23 protein-coding genes and 2 tRNA genes are annotated in these 25,449 nt (G+C 67.3%); 10 read left to right on the top strand and 15 right to left on the bottom strand.

What is annotated here, in order from left to right:
• Positions 1-49: 49 nt before the first annotated feature.
• A complete protein-coding gene (locus D3654_RS06415) occupies positions 50-796 on the bottom strand; it encodes a phosphoglyceromutase (protein WP_120520684.1) in 747 nt (248 codons plus the stop codon).
• A gap of 91 nt (positions 797-887) precedes the next feature.
• Here D3654_RS06415 and D3654_RS06410 point away from each other — a divergent pair, with 91 nt between their 5' ends.
• Positions 888-1,718, top strand: coding sequence for a class I SAM-dependent methyltransferase (locus D3654_RS06410; RefSeq protein ID WP_120520683.1), 831 nt, complete (start codon positions 888-890; stop codon positions 1,716-1,718).
• Here D3654_RS06410 and D3654_RS06405 read toward each other — a convergent pair.
• Entirely contained in the window at positions 1,706-2,056 is a 351-nt protein-coding gene (locus tag D3654_RS06405) for a DUF2516 family protein (protein WP_120520682.1), read from the bottom strand. The two genes, D3654_RS06410 and D3654_RS06405, sit on opposite strands and share 13 nt — an antisense overlap.
• Before the next feature lie 53 nt (positions 2,057-2,109).
• Positions 2,110-3,294, bottom strand: coding sequence for a trans-sulfuration enzyme family protein (locus D3654_RS06400; protein WP_120520689.1), 1,185 nt, complete (start codon positions 3,292-3,294; stop codon positions 2,110-2,112).
• A gap of 184 nt (positions 3,295-3,478) precedes the next feature.
• Here D3654_RS06400 and tmk point away from each other — a divergent pair, with 184 nt between their 5' ends.
• From tmk to D3654_RS06385, 3 genes are all read left to right on the top strand, one after another.
• Positions 3,479-4,138 carry a dTMP kinase gene (gene tmk, locus D3654_RS06395; protein WP_120520681.1) on the top strand — a complete coding sequence of 220 codons (660 nt, stop codon included), beginning with the start codon at positions 3,479-3,481 and terminating at the stop codon, positions 4,136-4,138.
• Positions 4,135-5,280, top strand: coding sequence for a DNA polymerase III subunit delta' (locus D3654_RS06390; RefSeq protein WP_120520680.1), 1,146 nt, complete (start codon positions 4,135-4,137; stop codon positions 5,278-5,280). Before tmk ends, D3654_RS06390 begins: the two co-directional genes overlap by 4 nt.
• A 173-nt stretch (positions 5,281-5,453) precedes the next feature.
• On the top strand, positions 5,454-6,929 hold the full coding sequence (locus D3654_RS06385; RefSeq protein WP_425359393.1) for an alpha/beta hydrolase: 1,476 nt from the start codon (positions 5,454-5,456) through the stop codon (positions 6,927-6,929).
• A 56-nt stretch (positions 6,930-6,985) separates the two neighbouring features.
• On the opposite strand, the gene D3654_RS06380 is transcribed toward D3654_RS06385, so the two are convergent.
• Entirely contained in the window at positions 6,986-7,711 is a 726-nt protein-coding gene (locus D3654_RS06380; protein WP_120520679.1) for an HAD-IA family hydrolase, read from the bottom strand.
• Between the two features lie 265 nt (positions 7,712-7,976).
• On the opposite strand from D3654_RS06380, the gene D3654_RS06375 reads away from it, so the two are divergent.
• Positions 7,977-8,049 (top strand) — tRNA-Thr (locus D3654_RS06375).
• A 74-nt stretch (positions 8,050-8,123) separates the two neighbouring features.
• On the opposite strand, the gene D3654_RS06370 is transcribed toward D3654_RS06375, so the two are convergent.
• From D3654_RS06370 to D3654_RS06335, 9 genes are all read right to left on the bottom strand, one after another.
• The gene (locus D3654_RS06370; RefSeq protein WP_162943649.1) at positions 8,124-8,780 is read right to left on the bottom strand and encodes a hypothetical protein; all 657 of its coding nucleotides are present in this window, start codon (positions 8,778-8,780) and stop codon (positions 8,124-8,126) included.
• A 162-nt stretch (positions 8,781-8,942) separates the two neighbouring features.
• Positions 8,943-9,104, bottom strand: coding sequence for a hypothetical protein (locus tag D3654_RS20405; protein WP_162943648.1), 162 nt, complete (start codon positions 9,102-9,104; stop codon positions 8,943-8,945).
• A 191-nt stretch (positions 9,105-9,295) separates the two neighbouring features.
• On the bottom strand, positions 9,296-10,135 hold the full coding sequence (locus D3654_RS06365) for an aldo/keto reductase (RefSeq protein ID WP_120520677.1): 840 nt from the start codon (positions 10,133-10,135) through the stop codon (positions 9,296-9,298).
• Positions 10,136-10,257: 122 nt separating this feature from the next.
• Complete coding sequence (locus D3654_RS06360; protein WP_120520676.1) at positions 10,258-10,698, bottom strand: hypothetical protein; 441 nt, start codon at positions 10,696-10,698, stop codon at positions 10,258-10,260.
• A gap of 7 nt (positions 10,699-10,705) precedes the next feature.
• Entirely contained in the window at positions 10,706-11,359 is a 654-nt protein-coding gene (locus D3654_RS06355; RefSeq protein WP_120520675.1) for a bacterial proteasome activator family protein, read from the bottom strand.
• 64 nt (positions 11,360-11,423) lie between these two features.
• Entirely contained in the window at positions 11,424-11,651 is a 228-nt protein-coding gene (locus D3654_RS06350; RefSeq protein WP_120520674.1) for a YbdD/YjiX family protein, read from the bottom strand.
• Positions 11,651-13,939, bottom strand: coding sequence for a carbon starvation CstA family protein (locus D3654_RS06345; RefSeq protein WP_120520673.1), 2,289 nt, complete (start codon positions 13,937-13,939; stop codon positions 11,651-11,653). The genes D3654_RS06350 and D3654_RS06345 overlap by 1 nt, the downstream gene beginning before the upstream one ends.
• A gap of 133 nt (positions 13,940-14,072) precedes the next feature.
• Positions 14,073-14,642 carry a PadR family transcriptional regulator gene (locus D3654_RS06340; protein ID WP_120520672.1) on the bottom strand — a complete coding sequence of 190 codons (570 nt, stop codon included), beginning with the start codon at positions 14,640-14,642 and terminating at the stop codon, positions 14,073-14,075.
• A 24-nt stretch (positions 14,643-14,666) separates the two neighbouring features.
• Positions 14,667-15,650: an NAD(P)H-quinone oxidoreductase gene (locus tag D3654_RS06335; RefSeq protein WP_120520671.1), complete on the bottom strand. Its 984-nt coding sequence runs from the start codon at positions 15,648-15,650 to the stop codon at positions 14,667-14,669.
• 103 nt (positions 15,651-15,753) lie between these two features.
• On the opposite strand from D3654_RS06335, the gene D3654_RS06330 reads away from it, so the two are divergent.
• Positions 15,754-15,841, top strand: a tRNA-Ser gene (locus D3654_RS06330).
• 164 nt (positions 15,842-16,005) lie between these two features.
• Positions 16,006-16,743: an SOS response-associated peptidase gene (locus D3654_RS06325; RefSeq protein WP_120520670.1), complete on the top strand. Its 738-nt coding sequence runs from the start codon at positions 16,006-16,008 to the stop codon at positions 16,741-16,743.
• A 34-nt stretch (positions 16,744-16,777) separates the two neighbouring features.
• On the opposite strand, the gene D3654_RS06320 is transcribed toward D3654_RS06325, so the two are convergent.
• On the bottom strand, positions 16,778-17,071 hold the full coding sequence (locus tag D3654_RS06320; RefSeq protein ID WP_162943647.1) for a hypothetical protein: 294 nt from the start codon (positions 17,069-17,071) through the stop codon (positions 16,778-16,780).
• 170 nt (positions 17,072-17,241) lie between these two features.
• Between D3654_RS06320 and D3654_RS06315 the strand changes: the two genes are divergently transcribed.
• From D3654_RS06315 to D3654_RS06305, 3 genes are all read left to right on the top strand, one after another.
• Positions 17,242-18,027, top strand: a complete 786-nt coding sequence (locus D3654_RS06315; RefSeq protein ID WP_120520668.1) for a VOC family protein — start codon at positions 17,242-17,244, stop codon at positions 18,025-18,027.
• A gap of 111 nt (positions 18,028-18,138) precedes the next feature.
• Positions 18,139-18,654, top strand: coding sequence for a septum formation family protein (locus tag D3654_RS06310; protein ID WP_162943646.1), 516 nt, complete (start codon positions 18,139-18,141; stop codon positions 18,652-18,654).
• Between the two features lie 330 nt (positions 18,655-18,984).
• The gene (locus tag D3654_RS06305; protein ID WP_120520666.1) at positions 18,985-23,472 is read left to right on the top strand and encodes an ExeM/NucH family extracellular endonuclease; all 4,488 of its coding nucleotides are present in this window, start codon (positions 18,985-18,987) and stop codon (positions 23,470-23,472) included.
• 4 nt (positions 23,473-23,476) lie between these two features.
• On the opposite strand, the gene D3654_RS06300 is transcribed toward D3654_RS06305, so the two are convergent.
• Positions 23,477-25,420 (bottom strand): FAD/NAD(P)-binding protein, encoded by a 1,944-nt coding sequence (locus tag D3654_RS06300; RefSeq protein WP_120520665.1) that lies wholly within the window; start codon positions 25,418-25,420, stop codon positions 23,477-23,479.
• Positions 25,421-25,449 lie beyond the last annotated feature (29 nt).

Genomic DNA, 25,449 nt, shown 5'->3' with positions numbered 1-25,449 from the left:
GCCGCCCACCTCGAAAGGTGGGCGGCCGGCGTCGTTAAGCCGGGAAGCCTTATTTCTTGCCCTGGGCGGCGACGGCCTTGATGGACTCGGCAGCGGCCTCGGGGTCGAGGTAGGTGCCGCCTCGGTTGATCGGCTGGAAGTCCTCGTCCAGTTCGTACACCAGCGGGATGCCGGTGGGGATGTTCAGGCCGGCGATGTCGTCGTCGCTGATCCCGTCGAGGTGCTTGACGAGGGCGCGCAGGGAGTTGCCGTGGGCGGTGACCAGGACGGTCTTGCCGGCCTTGAGGTCTTCCTTGATGTCGGATTCCCAGTACGGCAGCAGGCGCACGAGGACGTCCTTGAGGCATTCCGTGCGGGGCAGGGCGTCACCGAGGCCGGCGTAGCGGGGGTCGTTGACCTGCGAGAACTCGCTGTCGTCGGAGAGGGCCGGCGGCGGGGTGTCGTAGCTGCGGCGCCATTCCATGAACTGCTCTTCGCCGAACTCGGCGAGCGTCTGGGCCTTGTCCTTGCCCTGCAGGGCGCCGTAGTGGCGCTCGTTCAGGCGCCAGTCGCGCTTGACCGGGATCCAACCGCGGTCGGCCTTGTCCAGGGCGATGTTGGCGGTGTTGATCGCGCGCTTGAGCAGGGAGGTGTAGAGGATGTCCGGGAGAACGTTGTTCTCAACCAGGAGTTCCCCGCCGCGGGCTGCTTCCGCGCGGCCTTGGTCGTTCAGGTCGACGTCCACCCAGCCGGTGAACAGGTTCTTGGCGTTCCAGTCGCTGTGGCCGTGGCGCAGCAGAATCAGCTTGTAAGTCATGGCCTCATCCTATCCGAGCGGCACCTGCCGTTGCCGGGCGTTACGCCCGACGGCGGCCTGGCCGGGCAGCGGCGGCAGCTAACCTTGGAGGGTGGTCCAGAAAGCGGAACGGGTAACAGGCAGGCACGGCAAGCCGGTGGGCAACATCACCCGCGGCACCACCAATCCCAACCGCATGCGCCGGCTGGACCGCTGGCTCGCCGGACCGCAAGCCTGGCGGCTGCGCGCCGCCGTCGACCCCTTGGTGGTGGACCTGGGCTACGGCGCCTCGCCGGCCACCGCCGTCGAACTCTTTGAACGGCTGCAGGCCGTGCGCCCGGACGTGCGCGTGTGCGGGGTCGAAATCGAGCCCGAGCGGGTGCGCCTGGCCAAGGAACTGGAGCGTCCCGGACTGAGCTTCCATTTAGGCGGATTCGAGCTGCCGGTTCCTGGGAGGCCGGTGCTGGTGCGTGCCTTCAACGTGCTGCGGCAGTACGAGGAAGAGGATGTGGCCGCGATCTGGGAACTGGTGTGTTCGCGCCTGGCTCCGGGCGGGCTGTTCATCGACGGCACCTGCGACGAAGTGGGCCGGCGCGTGAGCTGGGTGGCACTCGGTGCCGGCGGGCCGCTGAGCCTGAGTTTCTCGGTCCGTTTCGGCAGCATCGACCTGCCCTCCGACATCGCCGAGCGGCTGCCGAAAGCCCTCATCCACCGCAACGTCCCGGGGGAACGGATCCATGCTTTCCTGCAGGCGATGGACCAGGCCTGGCTGGCGGCCGCACCAATGGCGTCCTTCGGCAAGCGGCAGCGCTGGACGGCGATGTGCCTTGCATTGCGCGACGCCGGTTGGCCGGTCCAGGACGGGCCGTCGCGTTGGCGTCTGGGTGAGCTGACTGTGGACTGGATGGCGGTGTCGCCGCCTGGCGGCGGTTACCAGCCGTAGGGGCCCTGCCCGTATGGGCCCTGGCTGCGGCCGCTGTTGCCGATTTCGCGCAGGGCCGGGCGGACGTCGGCAAGGTAGACGCTGGCAGCGGTGACGGCCGCGATACCGAAGATTCCCAGCCCGCCGCCCCCGACGAAGACCGAGAAGGCGCCGATGGCCGCGGAAATACCGGTCATGGCAAGCCAGAAAGTCTTGGTGCGCTTGAACGCCGCCTCAAACTGGGCAGGCTTGTAGCGCAGGCAGTCCACCAGCGCCCACAGCTCCAGCCCGAAGGCGATCAAGCCCAGGATGAAGTAGATTCCGGCCTGGATGGTCCCGATCAAGAATTTTCCGTCCACGGACCAAGCGTAGCTTGCGAAGGCCCCGCAGCGGGCGCCGGGCTGGCGCCGGGCTAACGCTCGAGGGTGGCCAGCGCCTGCTCCAGGTCCGCCCACAGGTCCTCGACGTTCTCGATGCCCACGCTCATCCGGACCAGGTTTTCCGGGACGCTCGCCGGCTCGGCCGCGTGCCGGCGCCGGCGTTCGATCAGGGATTCGACGCCGCCCAGGGACGTGGCCGGGATCCAGAGGCGCAGGGCCCGGACAAGTTCGTCCGCGGCGTCGGCTGCGCTCCGGGAAGCATCACCGGCCACCTGGATACAAAGGATCGAGCCGAAACCCTTCATCTGCTTCCTGGCACGCTCATGGCCGGGATCGTCCGGCAGGCCGGGGAAACGGATGCTTTCCACCCGCGGATGGTCCTTCAGCCGCTCGGCGATGGTCGCGGCGGAGGCCTGCGAACGCTCCACGCGCAGCGCCAGGGTGCGCAGGCCCCGCAGCGCGAGCCAGGCCTCGAAAGGCCCGGCGATGCCGCCATGGATGGTGCGCTGGTGCAGCAGTTCGGCGCGGAGTTCGGGGTTGGACGTCACCAGGGCGCCGAGGACGACGTCGGAATGGCCCGCCAGGTATTTGGTCACCGAGTGGAGCACGACGTCGGAGCCCAGGCCGAGCGGCTGCTGCACCAGGGGCGTCGAGAAGGTGTTGTCGGTGACGACGACCGCTCCGGCGGCATGGGCCGCGTCCGTCAGGATCCGGACGTCGGCGATGCCGAGCATCGGGTTGGTGGGGCTTTCCAGCCAGAGCATGTCCGCGGCTTTGCCGTTTTCCGGGGCCAGCACGGCCTTCACGGCATCGGTGTCCGCGATGTCCACGGTGCGCAGTTCAAGGTGTCCCTTGGCCGCGAGCTCCGAGGCCATCACGAGGGAGCCGGAGTAGCTGTGCGACGGCATGACCAGGACCCCGCCGGCGGGGATCAGCGACAGGGCGGAGCTGACCGCGGCGAGGCCGGAGGCGTAGAGCAGTCCGGGAAGTTCCGCGCCTTCCAGCTGAGCCAGGGCTTCCTCGAACGGGTCCCAGGTGGGGTTCGCGTACCGGCCGTAGCCCCGGTCGCCGTCGCCGAGCGCACCGGTCCCGAAGTACGTGGAGGACAGGACGATGGGCGGGTTCACTGCTTCGTCGTGTGCGCGTTCGGGGCGGCCGGCGGCCACCACCACGGTGTCGGCCGACAGTTCCGCCGCGTGCTCTCGGGAAAGACTCATGGACATAAGGGTAGTCCCCGCCGCCTCCCTAACCTCCGCTGCGTCCCCACCCGCTCCCAAGCCTCGCTGCGCTCGACTTGGGCCCCTCGCCGGTGTGGGCCCACCGGCCAGGGAACCCGGGCAGCGTGGGCCCGGCGAAGGGCCCGAACGGTGCCTGTCAGTGTTCCTCTGTAACCTTAGATCCGTGACTACGCAGAGCCGAGGAATCTTCATCGCCTTCGAGGGCGGGGACGGGGCGGGCAAGTCCACGCAGGCCGCCCGCCTGGCCGAGGCCCTCGAATCCCTTGGCCATACCGTGCTGCGCACCCGTGAACCCGGCGGAACGCCCATCGGCGAGAAGCTGCGTTCCCTCGTCCTGGACCACGGCCACGGCACCATCGACGCCCGCACCGAGGCACTGATGTTCGCCGCCTCCCGGGCGGCCCACGCACACCAGGTGATCCGGCCGGCTTTGGCGGAGGGCGCCGTCGTGATCACCGACCGCTACATCGACTCTTCGGTGGCGTACCAGGGCGCCGGCCGCGGGCTGGGCACCGCGGAGGTGCGCGGCCTGAACGAATGGGCCACCGAAAACCTGGAGCCGGACCTGACGGTACTGCTTGACGTCCACCCGGAGGACGGCCGCGAACGGCGGACCGCCGGCAACACCGGGGAGGACCGGCTCGAATCCGAACCCGACGACTTCCATTCCCGCATCCGCCACGCCTTCCTGGAGTTGGCGGCGGCCAGGCCGGCGTCGTACCTCGTGCTCCCGGCGAACGACCCGGTGGAAGTTCTCGCCGGGCGCATCCTCGAACGGGTCAGGCTACTGCTGGAGTCCCCCGTCACTGGAGGCCGGCCGTGACCGTCTGGGACGATCTCCAGGGCCAGGCACCGGTGGTGGCCCAGCTCCGGCAGGCTGCGCAGGGTGACGGTCTCACGCACGCCTGGCTGTTCACCGGCCCGCCGGGGTCCGGGCGGTCCAACGCCGCCAAGGCCTTCGCCGCTGCGCTGAACTGCGAGCAGGAAGACGTGGCCCTGCGCGGCTGCGGCGAATGCCATTCCTGCCACACGATCCTGGCTGAAACCCATTCGGATGTGACCTTCGTCCGCACGGAGAAGCTCACCATCACCATCGAAGAAGCCCGGCAGCTGGTGGCCAAAGCAGGTGACAGGCCGTCGTCGGGCCGGTGGCGGATCATCGTGGTGGAAGACGCCGACCGCATGGCCGAGCGCACCACCAACGTGCTGCTGAAGGCGATCGAGGAACCCACGCCCCGCACCATCTGGATGCTGTGCGCCCCCTCCCCCGCGGACGTGCTCATCACCATCCGCTCGCGCTGCCGCCCGGTGGGGCTGCGGCTTCCGCCCGCGGCGGACGTGGCCGCGCTGCTGGTGAGGCGCGACGGCGTCGAACCGGGACTGGCGGACCGCGCGGCCCGGGCGGCGCAAAGCCATGTGGGGATCGCCAGGCGCCTGGCCCGCGATCCCGAGGCCCGCGAACGGCGGCTGGAAACCGTCCGGTTTCCCTTGGGGCTGCGCGGGGTGACCGCCGCCGTCATGATGGCCGAGAAGCTCGTGAAGATCGCCACGGACGAGGCGAACAGTTCCAACGAGGAACGCGACGCCGCGGAGAAGGCCGCGCTCCTGGCAAGCCTCGGGGCACCGGACACCGGGACGCTGCCGCCGGCCATGCGCAGCCAGGTCAAGCAGCTCGAAGACGACCAGAAACGGCGCGCCAAACGCTCCATCACCGACTCCCTGGACCGCACGCTCACGGACCTGCTCTCCTTTTACCGCGATGTGCTGGTCATTCAGCTGGGGAACGCCGTGGAGCTGGTCAACGTTGAACTCAGGAGCGAGCTGGAAACCTACGCCGCCGCCTCGACCCCGGAAACCACGCTGGCCCGGATGGATGCCATCAACAAGGCACGGGTACGGATCACCACCAGCAACGTGGCTCCGCTGCTCGCGGTGGAGTCCATGGCAAGCAGCCTGATTCAATAACAGCCAGAACCTTGCACCCGCATCCGGCGCAGCACCGCATCCGCCGCAGCAATGAGGAGAACCGCATGAACCCCGCAACACCCCGGCCAGGTCAGCGCGGGCGGAACCCTTTGCGCAGGGCCGCTGGCGTAATTGCGGCTGCGCTTTCGGTAGCCCTGCTGCTCAGTGGTTGCGTGTTTTCCCTGCCGTTCGGCGGGGGCTCCGGTGGCGGCTCCACGACCGGCAGCCAGGATCCGGATGTCCGGGCGGCCGTCCCTGAGGGCCTGGAATCGTTCTACTCACAGGACGTGCGCTGGAGCTCCTGCGAAAACGGCTTCCAGTGCGGCAACATCAAAGTGCCCACCGACTACGCCCACCCGGAAGCGGGCAACATTGTGATCGCCGCGATCCGGCTCCCTGCCCGCGGCAGCAAGAAGGGCTCCATCCTCGTGAACCCCGGCGGCCCCGGCGCCTCCGGCTATGACTTCGTCCGGGACGCGGGCAAGAGCCACTTCACGGCGAAGCTGCGGGCCGGTTTTGACCTGGTGGGCTTCGATCCGCGCGGAGTGAAGCGCTCGGCTCCGGTGACCTGCCTCAGCGACGCCGAGCGGGACGAGTCGCGCGAGAAGGTGTACCGCCTCAACACCGACGCCGGACTCCAGGCGGCCATTGCCGACAACAAGGAGATCATCGCCAAATGCGTTGAGAAATCCGGCCCGGCACTCGGCCACATCGACACCGTCAGCTCGGCGAAGGACATGGACATCCTCCGGGGCCTGCTCGGCGACGACAAGCTCAACTACATGGGCTTCTCCTACGGGACGTCCCTCGGGGCCACCTACGCCGAGCAGTTCCCGGACAACGTGGGCAGGTTCCTGCTGGACGGCGCCGTGAACCTGGAGCTCAGCAACGAGGAGCTGACCTCCCAGCAGGCGGAGGCCTTCGAGAAGTCCCTGCGCCGCTACGTGGAGGACTGCCTGGGACAGTCCGACTGCCCGTTGTCGGGCAGCGTGGATGACGGGATGCAGCAGATCCGGGACCTGGTGTCCGACGTCGACGCCAATCCCGAACCGGCCGACGACGGCCGTCTGGTCACCGGCCCCACCTTGGTCAGTGGTCTCTACACCCCGCTCTACGATGACGCCTCGTGGCCTGTGCTCACGCAGGCCCTGAGCGCCGCGTTCGACGGGGATCTGTCCCTCATGCTGCGCATCGCCGACCTAGGCGCGGACCGTAACCCGGACGGCACCTACAGCTCCAACACTGGGTTCGCCTTCAACGCCATCAACTGCCTCGATTACCCCATGGTCACCGACAACGCCGGCATGCGGGCCGAGGCTGAGCGGCTCAAGAAGGTGGCTCCCACTTTCGGCCCCTACTTTGCCTACGGGGGACTGAACTGCAAAGACTGGCCGTTCAAGCCCATCGGATCCCCGGAGCCGGCCAAGTACCCGGGCAAGGCCCCGATCGTCGTCGTCGGCACCACCGGCGACCCCGCAACCCCGCCCGCGTGGGCCGAGGCCATGCGGAAGCAGCTCGGGAACGCATCGCTGGTGACCTGGGAGGGCGAAGGACACACCGCCTACGGCCGTTCCAACCGCTGCGTCTCCACCGCCGTCGACGACTACTTCCTGAACGGCAAGCTGCCCGTCGACGGTACCCGCTGCTGACTCCGGCTCACGCGGGGCGGCCCGGCCGTAAGGCGGGCGGCCTTGCTACTGCCTCGCTATAGCCGGGCGGCGCGGGGTTCCAGGAGTGCCGGCAGGTTTCTGATGGAAGGCACGACGTCGGTGGCCCCCGCAGCGCGGAGGGTCGCCTCCGAATGGGAGCCGCTGAGGACGCCCACCACTGCGGCGGCGCCTGCCCGCACGCCGGACAGCATGTCGGAACTGGTATCGCCGACGACCACGACCTCGCGGACGTCGTCCAGGTCCAATGCCAGGACCGCGGTGAGGATCATGTCCGGGTACGGTCGGCCGCGGCCGGCGTCGTCCGGGCATAGGCTGAGGTCCGCCTCCCCCATCCAGCCGAGGGACTCGAGGACCATGTTCTGCGTGTGCCTGCCGAAGCCGGTGGCCAGACAGACCTTCATGCCGGCGTCGCGCAGCCAAGCGATGGTTTCAGCGGCTCCCGGGATCGCGCGGACCCCGCCGTCGGCGATCAGCTCGTCGTAGGCCAGCTCGAAGACCTTGTTGGCGCTCTCGGCCGTGCGCAGGTCCTCGAAGAGGTGGGTGAAGACGGTCAGCTTCGAGTACCCCATGGTGTCCCGGGCGTAGCCGAGCATGCTCTCGAAGCGGGTGGACCCCGGTTCCACGCCGTGTTCGAGGAGTGCCCGGGCCATGGCCTGCTCGGTGCGGCCATCGTCGGTGATGGTGGTGCCCACCATATCCAGCACCGCCAGCCTCAGGCGCGGAGGCCGTGTGAGGCCCTCACGGTTCCCGTCCATGCTCATCGTTCCCCTTTGCTGGTGGACCTGTGCAGGTCCCGGCGGTCGGTGGCCGACATCATCGGCCACGGTATTCCGCCCAGCTTCCGCCCGGCCCGCGACGGCCCGCTAAACCATGGCTGTCCGCCGGATGAACTCCGTCCCAACCCTGTTTCCGGCTCCTTCCGGGCCGCCTTTCCGGGACGTGCCGAACCGTTTTGACCCGGGCGCGGTGGCTCCACTACAGTGGTGTCTTGCGTGATTCAGCCGGTGCTTCCGGAAGAACCGCGGTGCTTCGTTAGCTCAGTCGGTAGAGCGTTTCACTCGTAATGAAAAGGTCATCAGTTCGATTCTGATACGAAGCTCGGAAAAGCCCCGCCATTCCAGGAATGGCGGGGCTTTCTTGTTTCCTGGGGTCTCCGCCCGTGCCGGCGGCAAGCTACAAGGATGGAACGAGTCTGAAGGCGTAACGGGCTTCTGTGCCGCCACCTGACTCCATGCGGAGATCTGCGCCCTCGGTAGCCAACGTCACCGACGTTTCGAAGACTTCGCCATTGCAACGGACCCGCACCGGGGCCAAAACTTCGGCGCCTGCCCAACTGGCGACCGAAAGCTGCGCACTGGACGGTCCATCACAGACGAAATGCAGTTTGTACTTGCCTGGCGTCACCGACAAGGAGCCGGAACTGATGGCGGTGTTCGAGTTGGCGGAACCTGCAGACTGTCCCGGTAATTCGGGTTGCAGCTGCTGCTGGAACCATTCCTGCAGGTCCTCCAGCTCTGAGGCCCGCGGGTCCGCGTTGGGCTGGACCGTGACCCCGGCCGCAGCAGGTTTACCTGTCGGCGGGGTCACGCGGATGGCGACGGGCCCTCCGGCGTGTCGGAGGAACCTTTCCAGGACTGAGTCGCAGGTGTATGGAACCGTCAAGGGTGCGCCCTCGCCTTCAACAATGGTGAGCTCGACCCCGAAGACGCCGGCACAGGCGCTCCTGACCGTATAGTCTCCGGGAGCGAGATCGATCGAGAGCTCTCCGGCGGGCTCCGCCCCTGACGGCATTCCGGGATCATTCGCGGAAGCCCCAAGCAGACGTGCCACTTCGTCAACGTTTTCCTCGAAGGACCGTTGCCGTGGAGTCTGGGACGAGCCGGCTACGCCGTCCACCGGGCCGCTGTACTCACACGCGGTCAGCAAAGTGGTCAGGACACCCGCAACAAGCCAAAACCCCCTGCGCATCTCCGTCCCCATTCCCCGGACGCATCAACTATGGCCGGAGCCTGAATTCCCGGCGCCACGCAGCTCGGATATGCGCAGCCTCAGGAAGATGATCGATAGGACCAGCGCCCAGATCACCAGAACAGCCACCGCAATAGTCACTGCGAAGTACAGAAAAGCGAAGACGCCGCCAACGGGTCCAGTCATATTTCCCCCAATGTCCCAGCGACCGGACCCCGGCCGCTGTCCGCCCATGCTACCGGGTGCCCCCGCGGTCGGCAGCCAGGCACTGGTCGGACCACGGCACCGGCCGGACACGCAGGAGGGCCCGCACTCCGCGAGTGCGGGCCCTCCTGCGTCCATCAGTCCCTGCCTGGCCGAGCTGTAGGCGATCCGGATCAGGCGAAGTCGGAAACCGCCGGGTCCGGTCCGATGCGGCCTTCGGCGCCGCGGTCCAGGCCGTTAATGGCCTCGATGTCCGCTGCGTCAAGGCTGACGCCCAGGGATTCGTAGTTCTCCACGATCCGGGATTCGGTGACGGACTTCGGGATCACCACGTTGCCGATGGCCAGGTGCCAGGCGACGACGACCTGTGCCGGGGTGGCACCGTGCTTGGCCGCGATGCCGGCGATCGTCTCGTCGGCCAGGAGCTCGCCGCCCTGCCCCAGCGGAGACCAGGCCTGGGTCAGGATGCCGTTGGCTGCGTCGAACTCACGCAGCTCCGCCTGGTTGAAGAACGGGTGCAACTCGATCTGGTGAATCGCCGGAACCACGCCGGTTTCGTCGATCAGGCGCTGCAGGCCTTCCTTGCTGAAGTTGGAAACGCCGATGCTCTTGACGCGTCCGCGCTTCTGCAGCTCGATAAGCGCCTTCCAGGTATCCAGGTACTTGTCCTGCTTGGGCTGCATCCAGTGGATCAGGTAGAGATCAAGGGTCTCCAGGCCAAGGCGGTCCAGGGAGGCTTCGAACGCTTTGAGCGTGGACTCGTAGCCCTGGTCGGCATTCCACAGCTTGGTGGTGATGAAGATTTCTTCGGGCTTCAGGCCGGAGGTCGCGATCGCGCGGCCCACACCCGCCTCATTGCCATAGATCTTGGCGGTATCGATGTGGCGGTAGCCGGCCTCGAATGCCTGGCGGACCACCTTTTCGGCTACGTCGTCCGCAACCTGCCACACCCCGTAGCCGAGCTGGGGAATGGAGTTGCCGTCGTTAAAAGTCAGATTCGGGGTGGAAGTCATGGCCCCATCCTGCCAGCCGGGCCTGAAGAAGGTCACGGCTTTTTACGGCGGCTAAGCTAGGCGCTTAATAATTGCAACCTTGGAATAAGCGCGCGTGCACCTATCTGCTGCCCGGAAGCCGCTTAGCGGCGCATCAGCCGTTCGGCCTCGTCGACGTGCTCACGGACTGCTTCCGCCCGACGACGCACCGATGCCGCGCCCACCGGCACCGCAGGGACGGAGAGCCGCAGCATCGCGGCGGCTTCCGCCGTCGTCGCAAGCGAGTTCCCTGCCTTGGACAGCTCGCGGTGGACACCGGCGAGCTGACCTGGAATGTCCAGGCCCTCGCTGGGTGCGAGCCGCTGGGCCTCCATGCACACCCCCCGCACGCGGGCGGACAGCTCCGCGAGCTCGTTGGCTATGACAACGAGCTCACCGTACAGCTGTTCGTCCTCCACGCCTTCCAGCACCTGGTGGTACCGGTCCAGGCCGCGGTGGAAGCGGTCGTGCGCGCGCCGCCACAGGCCCTTGCCGAGTTCGGCGTCATCCCTCCGCCCTTGGCGGAGCTCCCCAAAGATACCCAAATGACGCTCAGAGATACTGGCCGGGGCCGTGGTCCGGATCCTCGGCAGCTCCGGGCCGGGCTGGACCTGGTTCGCCCCGCTGTGCCGGGGCACGCTGCGGTTCGCCGTTGGCGCCGATGACGACGCCGGGCGCAATCATGGTTCCGGGCGGCAGCTGGCGCAGCTGCAGTTGGGCCGCGGCGTGTTCCCGGGCGGCCTGCTGCGCGGCCATCGCCGCCTGGATGCCGTGGAAGAGCCCTTCCAGCCAGCCGACCAGCTGGGCCTGGACGATCCGGAGCTCGGCGTCCGATGGCGGTTTGTCCTCGGGGAACGGCAGGCTGATCCGTTCGAGCTCCTCGATCAGCTCCGGGGCCAGCCCGTCCTCGAGTTCCTTGATGGAGCGTTCGTGGATCTCGGCAAGCCGGCCGCGCGCGGCGTCGTCGAGCGGGGCACTCTTCACTTCTTCAAGGAGCTGCCTGACCATGGTGCCGATCCGCATGACTTTGGCCGGCTCGTCAACGAGGTCCTGAAGATGGTTCGGCTTCTTGGAGGCGGCCTTCTCGTCTCCCACTTTTTCGCCTCGGGCCGCGGCGACCTTTACTGCGGAGTCGTCATCCAAGGTGGTTCCTTCCACGGGGATGTCGTCAAGGCTCTTGTCCTCGGGCGCGTCCGGATCGCTCATGTGTTCATACTCTCATGGGCGGCAAGCTGCCCGCCGTCCGTGGCGGTCAGCTTGCCTGCTCCGTTCAGCAGCACCTCCCTTGCGGGTTTGAGTCCTGCCGGTCCATCCTGTCGCGCCAGAACTGCCTTTCGGACATCGGCGCCGCGGAATGGCCGCAGGCCTCGTGATGTTCCAGGTATTTCCGGTAGGCGTCTGCGCCCAGCACGCCCCGGAAATACGCGGCGAACCCGCGGAGTCCGCGGAGCAGTGTTCCCGGCAGGCTTCCTGGCGGTGTTTCCGTCTGCGGCTCCATCAGTGGTGCCCCGGCCGGTCGAAGCGCTTGGCCGCCGGGACCTTCTCCCATGCCGCGGCGAGTTCGCGCTCGGCCGCCGTCGGGAACAGCCCGGACGGGGCGAACACCCGGGACGGCCTAGGCGCGTCCTCGTGGTTGCGGCCGCCGCCGTCGCGGAAGGCCTTCACCGTGGCGACCACCGCGGCGATGATCACGATGATGCTCAGCACCACGAAGATCACAGACAGTACGCCTTGGACCATGGTGTTGCGGACAACTGCCTCCATGGCGGCCTCGGTCTTGGCCGTACCAAAGGAGGTCTTGCCGTCGGCCAGCGCCTTTGCGAAAGCGGCGTTATTGGCGAAATAACCCACCGCGGGCAGAGGCGAGAAGATCTTGTGGAAGCTCGCGGTGATGGTCACGACGGCGGCGAACGCCAGCGGCGCTCCGGCGATCCAGAGGAATTTGAAGGATCCCTGCTTCGCGGCGATGGCCATGCAGACCGCGAGGGCGATGGCGGCGAGCAGCTGGTTGGCGATCCCGAACAACGGGAACAGCGTGTTGATGCCGCCCAGCGGATCGGTGACGCCCATCAGCAGCACAGCACCCCAGGCGCCCACCATGACGGCGGTGCACAGCCAGGCGCCCGGTCGCCACGAAGCCTCCTTGAACTTCGGGATGAAGTTTCCGATCGAATCCTGCAGCATGAAGCGGGCAACACGGGTGCCGGCGTCAACGGCGGTGAGGATGAACAGTGCCTCGAACATGATGGCGAAGTGGTACCAGAAGGCCATCATCCCGGGTCCGCCGATGAACTGCTGCATGATGTGGGCCAGGCCGACAGCCAGCGTGGGCGCGCCGCCCGAGCGGGAAATGATGCTTTCCTCCCCCACGTCGCTGGCGGTCTGGGCCAGGACCCCGGGAGTGATGTTGACGTTGGCGAGGCCCAGGCTGTTGACCCATTGGGCAGCGGACTCAACCGTGCCGCCGGTCAGCGCGAGGGGTGCGTTCATGGCGAAGTAGATGCCACGGTCGATGGAGATAGCGGCCACCAGGGCCATGATGGCGACGAAGGACTCCATGAGCATTCCGCCGTAGCCGATGAAACGGGTCTGGCGCTCTTTCTCCACCAGTTTGGGCGTGGTACCCGAGGAGATCAGGGCGTGGAAGCCGGACAGCGCACCGCAGGCTATGGTGACGAACAGGAACGGGAACAACGCTCCGGAGAACACGGGCCCGTTGTCCCGGCCGGCGAATTCGCTGAACGCCGGCACGGTGATCTCGGGGCGCACTACGATGATGGCCACGGCCAGCATGACGATCACGCCGATCTTCATGAACGTGGACAGATAGTCCCGCGGAGCGAGGAGCAGCCAGACTGGCAGGATCGCGGCAATGAAGCCGTAAATGATGATTCCCCAGGCGATGGTGGTCTTGTCCAGGTGGAAGAAGGAGGCACCCCACTCGGTGCCGGCCACCATGCCGCCGCCGATGATCGCGGCCATCAGCAGCACGAAGCCGATGATGGAAACCTCCATGACCTTGCCGGGCCGGATGAAGCGCAGGTAGACGCCCATGAACAATGCGATCGGGATGGTCATGCCCACCGAGAAGACACCCCACGGGCTCTCGCCCAGGGCGTTGACCACCACCAGCGCCAGGATGGCCACGATGATGATCATGATCAGCAGGGTCGCGATCAGGGCGGCAGTGCCGCCAATGACGCCGAGTTCCTCGCGGGCCATCTGGCCCAGGGAACGCCCGCCGCGGCGCATGGAGAAGAACATCACCAGGTAGTCCTGGACGGCTCCGGCGAGGACGACGCCGATGATGATCCAGATGGTGCCCGGCAGGTACCCCATCTGGGCGGCAATGATCGGCCCCACCAGCGGACCGGCACCGGCGATCGCGGCGAAGTGGTGGCCGAAGAGCACGTTCCGGTCCGTCCGGACGTAATCCTTGCCGTCGGCCTTGTATTCGGCCGGGGTTGCCCGCCGGTCATCGGGTTTCAGCAGGTAGCGTTCGATCACCTTGGAGTAGAAGCGGTACCCGATGAGGTAGGTGCAGACGGCCGCGAACACGAACCAGATGGCGTTGACGGTCTCGCCGCGGACCAGTGCCACCATGAACCAGGCCACGGCGCCGAGCAGCGAGATGACCACCCAGAGGGCGATTTTCCCGGGAGTCCACCGCCGCTCCTCGGCTTCCCTGACGGCGTCGTCCACCGCAGGCGGCGGCAGTTCCGGATCGAGTTCGAGGACGTGTGATTGGGCGGATTCGGTACCCCTCGCGTTCGGCTGCGTACCCATGGCTCCTCCTTGAGACCGGTTCCTTGAGAACAATGGTTGGCGTTAGCCGCACTGTAGCAAGGCCCTGTGACAAAGCCAGTCAAATGAAGTGACCCGGTCAAGCGAAAAGCCGCTGCCCAATGAAAGCCGCCGCTCAGCCGGCAGGCTCCGGGCCGGCGTCGGGCAGGCCGGCGGCGATGTGCCCGGTATGGACCAGCCGGGCCTCGCAGAGATCCAGCCAGCGCAGCTCGGCCTCGAGCTGGAACACCAGCGAATCCAGGACCATGAGCCGGGCTGTGTCGGCGGCCCGTGGCGTGCCGGACGCGTCCTTGCGCTGCTGGCTGAGTTCCTGCAGCCTGGCCAGCGAGGCTCCCCGCTGCTCCTGGATGATCGCGGGCAGGTCCGATCCGGGCAGGGTGGCGGCGAGCGACAGCTTGATGGCAAGCTCGTTCCGGGGCGGGGCGTCGCGGCCCACCGCCGTCGAAAGCCACTGGTCGAGTTCGTCGCGGCCCGCGGGGCTGAGGCTGTAGATCACGTGCCCCTCGCCGTCGTCCCCCTCCCGGGTGACCAAGCCGTCCCGCTCCAGCCGGTCCAGCGTGGAGTAGACCTGCCCGATGTTCAGCGGCCAGACGGCGCCGGTCCGGGCCTCGAACTCTGCCCGGAGGTCATAGCCGTAGCGGGCTTTGTCCTGGAGCAGCGCCAGGATGCCTTGCCGGATCGCCATGTCCCTCCCTTGCCGTTCAGGGGTTTAGAGCAGCAGGAGCACCTTGCCCATGTGCTCGCCTGAATCGAAGTATCGGTGGGCTTCGCGGACCTGCTCCAGCGGGAAGGATTTGGCCACGAGCGGCTTGATCCGGCCGTCACCGAACATCGGCCACACGTTCTCGCGGACCGCGTTCATGATCATGCCCTTTTCCGCGACAGGGCGGGAACGCAGAGTGGTGCCGATGACTGCCGCGCGTTTGCTGAGCAGCTGGCCGAGATCGATTTCGCCCTTGGCACCGCCCTGCAAGCCGATCACCACCAGGCGGCCGTAGTCGGCCAGCGCGGCAATGTTCTGCTTCAGGTATTTCGCCCCGACGACGTCGAGGATCACGTCCGCGCCCCGGCCCCCGTTGTGTGCCTTGAGGCTTTCGGCGAAGTCTTCTTCTGCGTAGTTGATCACGATGTCGGCGCCGAGGTAGGCCTTGGCGGTGCCGAGTTTCTCCGCCGAGCCGGCGGTGGCCGCCACGACTGCCCCGCACGCCTTGGCGAGCTGGATCGCGATGGTGCCGATGCCGCCGGTGGCGCCGTGGATCAACACCGTTTCGCCCGGCTGCAGCTGCGCCGTCATGACCAGGTTGGAATAGACGGTTGCCGCCACCTCAGGCAAGGCGGCAGCGGTGACGAGGTCGACGCCGTCGGGCACTTTGAGGACCTGCTCGGCAGGGACGGCGACCTGCTGGGCGTAGCCGCCACCCGCGAGCAGCGCCACCACCTTGTCCCCCACCGAGAACGGTTTGCTGACGTCCGGGCCGAAGGCCGCGATGCGGCCGGAAACCTCCAGGCCGGGCACCTCGGAAGCTCCCGCGGGCGGCGGGTAGAAGCCCCGCCGCTGCTGGACATCCGCCCGGTTCAGTCCGGCCGCGACGACGTCGATCAGCACCTCGCCGGGGCCGGGAACCGGCGCGGGAACGTCGCGGACCTCAAGAACCTCAGGCCCTCCGGGCTCCGAAATGTAGACGGCTTTCATGCGTGCTCCCGATTCTTGCTTGCTGGTGCGCGGCCGCGGCGGCCGGTGGGCGCGCTGCAGGTTTTTTGAAGCAGCCAACTCCCTATGAAACACTACTAGGCAGGGAAGGTTGTCCGAGCGGCCTAAGGAGCTGGTCTTGAAAACCAGTGTGCGGTAACCCCGTACCAAGGGTTCAAATCCCTTACCTTCCGCGTTGCGCAGGCCCTGAGGTGTTTGCGCAGGCCAGAGGCCGGTTGACGGCCCACTCCGGTGGGCGGTTGCCGGCCTTCGGTGTTTCCGGGCACTTGGCAGAGCGCAGCCTTGCGGCTATGTTCCCGGGGTGGCGCCCCGCCGTCGAGTGCGTGAGAATGGCCGCATGTGCGGACGATTCAGCGTGGGTTTCGAAGCCGATGACCTATCCCGGAAGCTCGATGCCCTGCTCCGGGACGACACCGTGTACCCCTCCCCCGCCCTCCAGTTCAATCCGACCGACCCCGTCACCTTCCTGCGCGGGCGCACGGGCGACGACGGATCGCTCCGGCGGGAGCTCGCCGTCGGGCGGTGGGGGCTGATCCCGAGCTTCGCGGAGTCCTTCGAGTCGCGGCTGCCCAGCTGGAACGCCCGGTCGGAAACGGCGGCAACCCTGCCCAGCTTCAAGGGTTCCCTCCAGAAGTGGCGGGCTGTTGTACCGGTCTCGGCCTACTACGAATACAAGAAGTCCGGCCCGGGACGGAAGGACCCGAAGCAGCGGTACATCGTGGAACCCGCCGACGACATCATCACTTTCGCCGGCCTGTTCGCATTCTGGCGGGATGAGTCGATCGCCGACCGCAAGGATCCGATGGCCTGGCGGCTGTCCTGCAGCATCCTGACCATGCCCACTCCCCCGGTTGAAGCGCACGAAGGCCTGCACAACCTGCACGACCGGCTTCCGGTTCCCCTGGCCCCGGGAATGATCAACGACTGGATCGACCCCGAAGAGAAGGACGGTGCCAGCCTGTTGGACGCTGCCCTGTCCGAGGCCTACGGCGTTGCGTCCTCGTGGAAGCTGCGCCCCGTGGACCTCGTGGAAGGGAACACCCGGCTGGTCGAGGTGCCCAACCCCGTGGCCTGAGGGCGCCACTTTCCGGTGTGAAGACGGGCAACGGCTAGGCCGCACCCGGCGCATGCGGGCTGCCGCGGTCCACCCGCAGGTCACGACGCACGTCCGTATCTTTCAACCAGGTGTGCCGTTCGCCCGGCTTGAACGGATCCGGCCACCATTGGACCAGGACCCGGCCCGGCGCGGTCCGCACCACCATGGCCGGAACGTACTGCCCGAACCGCGGCCATTCGAGGTAGGCCAGCACCGGAACTTTGCCCACCCTGGAGAGCGCCTGGGTTTCCCTGGGGAGGGGCGTCTTCGCAGCGTTCAGCGGTGACGGAAAGCGATCTTCAGGCATGCCCGAAGGCTACGCCGGGGCACTGACAGCAACAAGGATTCCCGTCCGCTCGCACCGGTTCCGCTCCGGATCATTGAAACTGTCCGACCCCCGGCATAGGGTGCTGTCTGTCTCCACCAAATGCCCAAAAAACCGGGGCGATCTGCCACGGAACAAACTCAAGGAGCAACATGCCCACCCCTGAGATCACGCCCGGCGCACCCTGCTGGATCGACCTGATGACCTCGGACACCGAGAAGGCAAAGGACTTCTACAACGCGCTGTTCGGTTGGAGCTACGAAACCGGCGACGAGGAAAAGTACGGCGGCTATATCACCGCCTGGAAAGACGGCAAGATGGTGGCCGGCATCATGAAGAAGCAGGAGGACATGGGCCCCATGCCGGACGCCTGGTCCACCTACCTGCGCACCGACGACATCAAAGCCACGGCCGCTGCCGCGGCAGCCAACGGCGGCCAGGTGTTCCTCGAGCCCATGGACGTGCCCGAGCAGGGCAGCATGGCGATGGTCGGCGACCCGTCGGGTGCGGCGATCGGGCTCTGGCAGTTCGGCGAGCACAAGGGGTACCAGCTTGCGGCCGAGTCCGGAGCCCCGGCCTGGCATGAGCTGCACTCCAAGGACTACGAGAACGCCGTGGCTTTCTACCAGAAGGTGTTCGGCTGGGAGACCAGCGTAGTCGGCGACACCCCCGAGTTCCGCTACACGACGCTCGGTGCCGGGGACGACGCGAAGGCCGGAATCATGGACGCCTCGGGATTCCTGCCGGAGCAGGTGCCTTCCTATTGGACCGTGTACTTCGCGGTGGACAACGCCGATGCAACCGTCGAGCAGGCGCTTGCCTTGGGCGCCACCGTCATCCAACCCGCGGAGGACACCCCGTTCGGCCGCCTCGCCGCGCTCACCGATCCCACGGGAGCGGTGTTCCGGCTGGTCCAGGACGTCAACCTCAAGGGCTAGAACCACTCCTCCCCGGCCGGCACCTTGCCGGCCGGGGAGCCGCCTCCGACGGCACCCGGGGAATCCGCCGGCACCACCCGCACTGGTCTCGCTGTTGAAATGAGGACACCGATGTCCATCACGCCCAACGCCACACCACGCAACGGCAGGAACACCATGGCCATCGCCGCGGCCCTGTGTACGCTCACCCTCACCTTGGGCGCGTGCTCCCTGTTCGGGAACGGGGACGCCAAACGGGATCCCTCCGGGGTGGCCACAGAGTCGTCGAAGGCCGATGCCTTCAAGGTGAAGGTCGGCGATTGCCTGGAGAAACCCAGCGGTTCGGAAGTCAAGGACGTCACCATCATTCCTTGTCCCCAGGACCACGACTTCGAAGCCTTCGCCGCGACGAACCTGGAGGACTCCACGTATCCCGGAGACGCCGTCATTACCCAGAAGGCCGAGGACTTCTGCAGCAAGGAGTTCGCCACCTTCATTGGGAAGCCCTTCGACGAGTCCGGGCTCGAAATGACGTACTTCTTCCCCACCAGCGAGAGCTGGACAACCGGGGACAAAGAGATTGTCTGCCTCGTCGGCGGCGTCGCGGGCGCACAAAGCAAGGGAAGCCTGAAGGACTCCAAGAAATAGCACCATCCCGCCGCAGCGCGGGAAACGGTTCCAACGAAGGATGGGGGGTCCTGATGTTGTCACGTCCGCGGTGCACCGCAGGCGGCGGTGCTGCCCTCCACCGGCAGGCAACCCCCGGTTCACCTTGCCCTGCTCGAATACCACCAACACTTCTTTACTCCCGGTAAAGTCCGGACTGCGGCAGGAACGCCGTCCGGAAATCCGGCAAACAAAACATGTTCCAGCACCACCATGTTCCACCCCTGTACGGTCCGATCACCGTCCGCCAGGTACAACGCGGCGGACGGTGTGCCCGGAACCTGACCGGTTCCCGAGAGAAAGTCAGAACGGATGCATAGCAAACCCTGGAAATTCCTGGCGGGATCGGCGCTGTCGGCAGCTTTGCTGGCGGCGCCGCTTACTGCCCTGCCGGCGGTGGCGGAAGAACCGCTTCCCGGCGTGGTCATCAGCGAGGCCTACCTCAGCGGCGGAAGTTCCGGGGCCGTGTTCCGGAACAAGTTCGTGGAGCTCTACAACAACAGCGACGCCGCCGTGGACCTCGGCGGCTGGTCCCTGCAGTATCGGTCCGGCAGCAGCACGTCGGCACCCAGCGGGATCACTGCCCTGTCCGGAAGCATCCCGGCCAAGGGCCATTTCCTCATCAAGGGAGCCAGCAACAGCACCGGCTCCACGGCTCCCGATCTGCCGGCCGCCGACGTCGACGGTTCCGGCACCTTCAATCCTTCCGGCACGGCCGGAACTATTGTCCTGGCCAGGCAGGCGGCGGCACTTAACCCCCTGCCCGCGGGCTCGGTCACCGGGAATGCAGCTGTCGCCGACCTCCTCGGCTACGGCACCTCGAACACCTTTGAGACCGCGGCGGCCACCGCGCCGGCGGGGAACACCGACGTCAAGAGCCTGAACCGCAGCAACGGGGCGGACAGCAACAACAACTCGGCCGACCTTGCACTGAGCGCCACCATCACTCCCACGGCCGCGGGCACGGTGACGCCGCCGCCGTCCGGCACGGGCGCCAGGACCATCGCCGAAATCCAAGGCACGGGAGCCGCGAGCCCGCTGGCAGGCAGCACCGTGACCACCCGCGGCAAGGTCACTGCCGTGTACGCCACAGGCGGCTTCAACGGCTACTACGTCCAGACCCCCGGCAGCGGCGGGGACACGGATCCGGCGGCCAGGACGGCGTCGGACGCTTTGTTCGTCTATTCACCGTCGACGGCGGCAACCGTGCACGCCGGCGACTACCTGGAACTGACCGGCGCGGTCAGCGAATTCGCGAACCAGACCCAGCTCACCGTTGATGCGGCCGGGCTCAAGGTGCTGGCGGAAGCCGCTCCCGAGGTGAAGCCCAGCAACTTCGCCCTGCCCGCGGACGACGCCACCCGCGAGCGCTATGAAGGCATGCTCGTGGCACCGCAGGGTGCTTACACGGTCACGGACAACTACGCCCTCAACCAGTACGGCGAAATCGGACTCGCGGCGGGCACCACCCCGCTGGTCCAGCCGAACGCACTGGCGCCGTACGGCACGCCGGAGAACACCGCCGTCGCCACCGGGAACGCGCTACGCGGCATCAAGCTCGACGACGGAGCCTCCACCAACTTACTCAAGGACGCCGCCACCAAGGCCCTTCCGCTGCCCTACCTCAGCAGCAGCGACCCCGTCCGGGTCGGCTCGGCCGCGACGTTCCGCACCAACGTGATCCTCGGCTACGGCAACAACACCTGGAAGTTCCAGCCGCTCGCCCAGCTGTCCCCGGCAAACGCCGACTCCGTGCAGCCGGCTTCCTTCGCCGCCAGCCGCCCCGCCGGGCCGGCAGATGTGGGCGGGAACCTGAAGATCGCCTCCTTCAACGTGCTGAACTACTTCCCCACCACCGGTGACCAGCTCACGGGCTGCACCTACTACACGGACCGGGACGGCAACCCCATCACGGTCAAGGACGGCTGCAACGCCCGCGGCGCCGCCAACGCGGAAAACTTCGAGCGCCAGCAGGCCAAGATCGTCGCTGCCATCACCAAGGCCGGGGCGGACGTGGTGTCCCTCGAGGAGATCGAGAACTCCGCACAGTTCGGCAAGGACCGGGACGACGCCCTGGCCAAGCTGGTCGGGGCGCTCAACGTCAAGACTCCGGGTGTGTGGGACTACGTCCGCACTCCCGCGAACGCCCCGCCGCTCAGCGACGAAGACATGATCCGCACCGCGTTCATCTACAAGAAGGCCTCCGCCGAACCGCTGGGTGAATCCATCATCCACAACGACACCCTGGCCTTCGCCAGCGCCCGCAAGCCGCTCGCCCAGGTGTTCAAGCCGGTGGGCGCGGGGGATGACAAGAAGTTCATCGCGATCGTGAACCACTTCAAGTCCAAGGGCTCCGCCGCGACCCCGGACGATACCGACAAGGGCCAAGGCGCATCCAACCTCGCCCGCACCAAGCAGGCACAGTCCCTGCTGGAGTTCGCAACAAACCTGCAGCAGTCCAAGGGCACAGACAAGGTGTTCCTGATCGGCGACTTCAACGCCTACTCCCAGGAAGACCCCATCCGGGCACTCACTGACGCCGGCTACACCGACCTCGAGGCCGGCACCGGAAAGCACTCCTACCTGTTCGGCGGCATGGTGGGCTCCCTGGACCACATCCTCGCCTCGCCCGCGGCCAAGGCCACCGTCACGGGAACCGATATCTGGAACATCAACTCCGTGGAGTCCGTGGCCCTGGAATACAGCCGCTACAACAACAACGTGGGCAACTACTACGTGCCGGACGAATTCCGCGCCAGCGACCACGACCCCGTGCTGATGGGACTGAACCTGCCCGTCACGGAAACCCCGAAGAGCGTTGAGCTGCAATTCCTGGGCATCAACGATTTCCACGGCCGCATCGACTCCAACACGGTCCTGTTCGCCAGCACCATCGAACAGCTCCGTGCCGAGGCCAACGGCAGCACCGCCTTCCTATCCGCCGGCGACAACATCGGTGCCTCATTGTTCGCCTCGGCCATCGCGAAGGACCAGCCCACCATCGACGTGCTGAATGCCCTGGAGCTGAAGGCCTCCGCAGTGGGCAACCACGAGTTCGACGGCGGCTGGGCTGACCTGCGCGACCGCGTCATCGCCGGCGGCGCCAACGCGAAGTTCCCGATGCTGGGTGCCAACGTCTACCAGAAGGGCACCACCACCCCGGCCCTGCCGGAGTACACGGTGCTGGACATGAACGGAATCAAGGTTGCCGTGATCGGCACCGTGACCCAGGAAGTGCCCACCCTGGTGACGCCCTCGGGCATCACGGAGCTGGAGTTCGGCGATCCCGTCGACGCCATCAACCGCGTCGCCGCGAATATCAAGGCGGAGAAGCTCGCAGACGTGATCGTCGTGGAAAACCACGACGGCGCCAGCGCGGGAACGCCGGACGGCGCCACCCTGGAGCAGGAAGTGGCAGCCGGCGGACCCTTCGCCAAGCTGGTCAAGGAAACCAGCCCGGACGTGGCCGCGATCTTCACCGGCCACACCCATAAGGAATACGCCTGGGACGCCCCGGTGTACGACGCCAACGGCCAGCCCACGGCAAAGAGCCGTCCGATCGTCCAGACCGGCAACTACGGCGAGAACATCGGCCGCATCACCCTCACCGTAGACACCGCCAGCAAGGCCGTCACGGCGTCCACGGCGGGCAACGTCAAGCGCATCACCACCGACCTCTCCGGCACGTACCCGCGGGTGGCGCAGGTGAAGACGATCGTGGACAAGGCACTCGCCGAGGCCGCCGCCGTCGGGAACCAGCCGGTGGGCGCGGTCACCGCGGATATCACGACGGCGTTCACGCCGGATCCCGCGGGCGGGGCACCGAAGCGGGACGACCGCGCGAGCGAATCCACGTTGGGCAACCTCGTGGCGGATTCCCTGGTGGACACGCTCAAGGCTCCGGAACTCGGCGGGGCCGAGATCGGCGTCGTGAATCCCGGCGGCCTGCGCAACGAGCTGTACTACGCACCGGACGGCACCATCACTTACGCCGAAGCCAACGCGGTGCTGCCGTTCGTGAACAACCTCTGGACCACCTCGCTGACTGGTGCCCAGTTCAAGACCCTCCTGGAACAGCAGTGGCAGACCAACCCGGACGGCACGGTTCCGAGCCGCCCGTACCTGCAACTGGGCCTGTCCAAGAACGTGAACTACACGTATGACGCCGCCCGTCCCGCGGGTGACCGCATCACCTCGATCCTGGTGGGCGGCGAACTGATCGATCCGGCGAAGTCCTACCGGATCGGCACGTTCAGCTTCCTGGCAGCCGGCGGCGACAACTTCCGCATCTTCAAGGAGGGCGCCAACACCAAGGACAGCGGACTGGTGGACCGGGACGCCTGGATCAAATACCTGCAGGCCCACAAGCCCGTCTCGCCGGACTTCGCCCGGCGTTCGGTGGCCGTCGTCAACAACACGGCGGCCGAGGTCAAGGACGGCGAGGCGATGACCCTGGCGGTTTCCAAGCTGGACCTGACCTCCCTTGGCAGCCCGGTGAACAAGTCGCTCACCGCGGTGTTCACCGACGCCAAAGGGGTGGCCACCCAGCTGGGATCCGTCACGGTGAGCGGGGGCGCCGCGGCCGTGGAACTCAAGGTGCCCGCCTCGGCAGCGGCCGGAACAGGCACCTTGGTGCTCACCGCCGTCGAGTCCGGAACCGTGGTGAAGGCCGCGGTGGACGTGGCCGCGCCGCTGCCGCCCAAATGCACGGCGCCGGTTCAGCCCAGGTGGTACGACGTGATCGGCTGGATCCGCTACGCGATTGCCTGGATCGAGTACCAGAAATGCCTGAATGGCTAGGAGCTCAGAGCCCCAGGATGGCCCGGGCGATTTCGTCGGAGTCGCGCAGGGTGCGTTGACCGCTGCGGTAGGCCGGGCCGTCCGCGGGGACGGCTTCGGCCGCGATCGCCGTCCCCCATTGGTTGGCGGACAATTGAAGGCCCAGCACGTACATGCCCTTGGTCACGGAGCCGTTCGCGCCGACGGCCCGGTACGGGTGCGGCTCGACGTCCAGGCCTGTGGCCTGCACGGGGCTGCCTTCGACGCCCAGCATGACCTTGGCCCGCACCAGGCCGTCGGCCAGCAGCTGCCGCATCAGCGGGGACGCGGTGGTGCCCACGCGGTTGGCCGGGGCCAGGGCTTCCACGAGGGTCTTCGCCGTGGCGGGCGGGCCGCCCACCCAGGGGGAAGACGCCGTGAAAAGCTGCTGCGCGCGGTCCACCTTGAAGCGGGGGTCGGGGCCGGTGAAGCTGACGACGCCGGCCCGCGCCAAGGCTGCCAGCTGTTCGGCGCGCAGGGCCGGCGGTCCGCTGGCCAGTCCTTCGACGAAGGACTCGAACCAGCCACGCAGCTCGCCGAGCCAGGACGCATCGGTGATGCCGCCGTCGGCCACCACGCTCTTCAGCACCGCCCGGCCCGTGTGCAGGGCACCGATCGCCATCTTCATCGGGTCCGCCTCGCCGAGGGCGGAGCGGCGGGCGTCGTCGTCGAGGTATTCCACGACGGCGGCGTCCAGCTCCCGCCGTCCGGCGAAGGAGCGTCCGGCCAGGGGGGCGGCCAGGCCCGGCAGGTCCAGGCGGCGCGACGCCGCCACGTGCTTGGCCACCAGTTCGTTGACCCGTTTCTCCCAGCTCCCGGCGGCGTGGGCGTGCGGCTGCAGGGCGTCCTGGAGTGCTTCAAGGAACTCCCCGGCGTCGCTGACCGCGGCCGGCTGGGCGGTGGTAAGGGTGGAGTAGTAGGCCCAGAGTGTGTCCCGGTGCAGGAGGGGCCAGAGGTCGTGGTCGAATCCGGGCTGGATGCCGGCAGCGGTGAAGCGTGCCACGGCGCGCTCGTTCAGGTAGCGCAGCCGGATGGACTTCGGGTAGTAGCCGTCCAGCCCGGCCTTGGCCCGGTACGGCGTGCCGCGCCGGGACGCGGCGATGATCTTCGGTTCCCGCCCGGACGGCACGTACGTCAGCGTGCCCGGCCCGTCGCCCGCAGGCTCGAACCGTCCGCCGCGGCCCACGCTCAGCTGCACCATGACGTCGAAGAAGTTCAGGCCCATGCCGCGGACCAGCACGGGTTCGCGGTCCGGCACCTTCGACCAGTCGACGTCGGCCGGTGCCGCCGGCGGCAGGTACAGCAGTCCCATCCCGGCAGCTGCCGTGGCGAAGGAACGCTGTTCGGCGTTCAGCTGCGATTCCAGGTGCCCGAGGGCCAGCACCACCGTGTCCGCCGCAAGGTGTGCGCCGGAGTCGAGTTCGACGTCGAACGCGGACGCACCGTCCGGATTCTTCCGGACCGACACTGCTGAGTTGCTGTGGAAGGTGAGCTCGACGCCGTCAGGCCTGCGTTCGAGCAGCGCGTCCAGCGTCTCGCTGAGGTAGCGCCCGTAGATGGCGCGGCTGGGAAAGTCGCCGGTGCCGAGCGCGGCGAGTTCGGCCTGCTCATCGGCGGCCAGCCCACGGCCGTCCTCCCGGCGGCGGGCCCGCCACTGTTCGAACGTGCCGCCGGCCAGCGGAGGGGCCAGGGACGGGTCCTCGTGGATGAGGGTGGGGTAGAACGACTGCGTGTTCATCAGGTACAGGCGCGACTGCCCGGGCTGCCAGACCCGGCCCGGACCCGCCGGGTACGGGTCCACGACGTCGACCTGCAAGGTGTGCCCGGCCGGCGCCGAGGCTGCCCAGTTCGCGAACAACCGCTCCAGGACACTGGTGCCGCGAGGCCCCGCACCGATCAGTGCCACCTTGGTTTTCTGCGAATTGCCCACCGCCCAAGCTTACTTTCACCGTGACTTGC

This window comes from Arthrobacter celericrescens (assembly GCF_003614925.1).
Classification (GTDB): Bacteria; Actinomycetota; Actinomycetes; order Actinomycetales; family Micrococcaceae; genus Arthrobacter; species Arthrobacter celericrescens.
The sequence above is the reverse complement of the archived record's forward strand: the minus strand, read 5'-3'. Positions and strand labels throughout refer to the sequence as shown.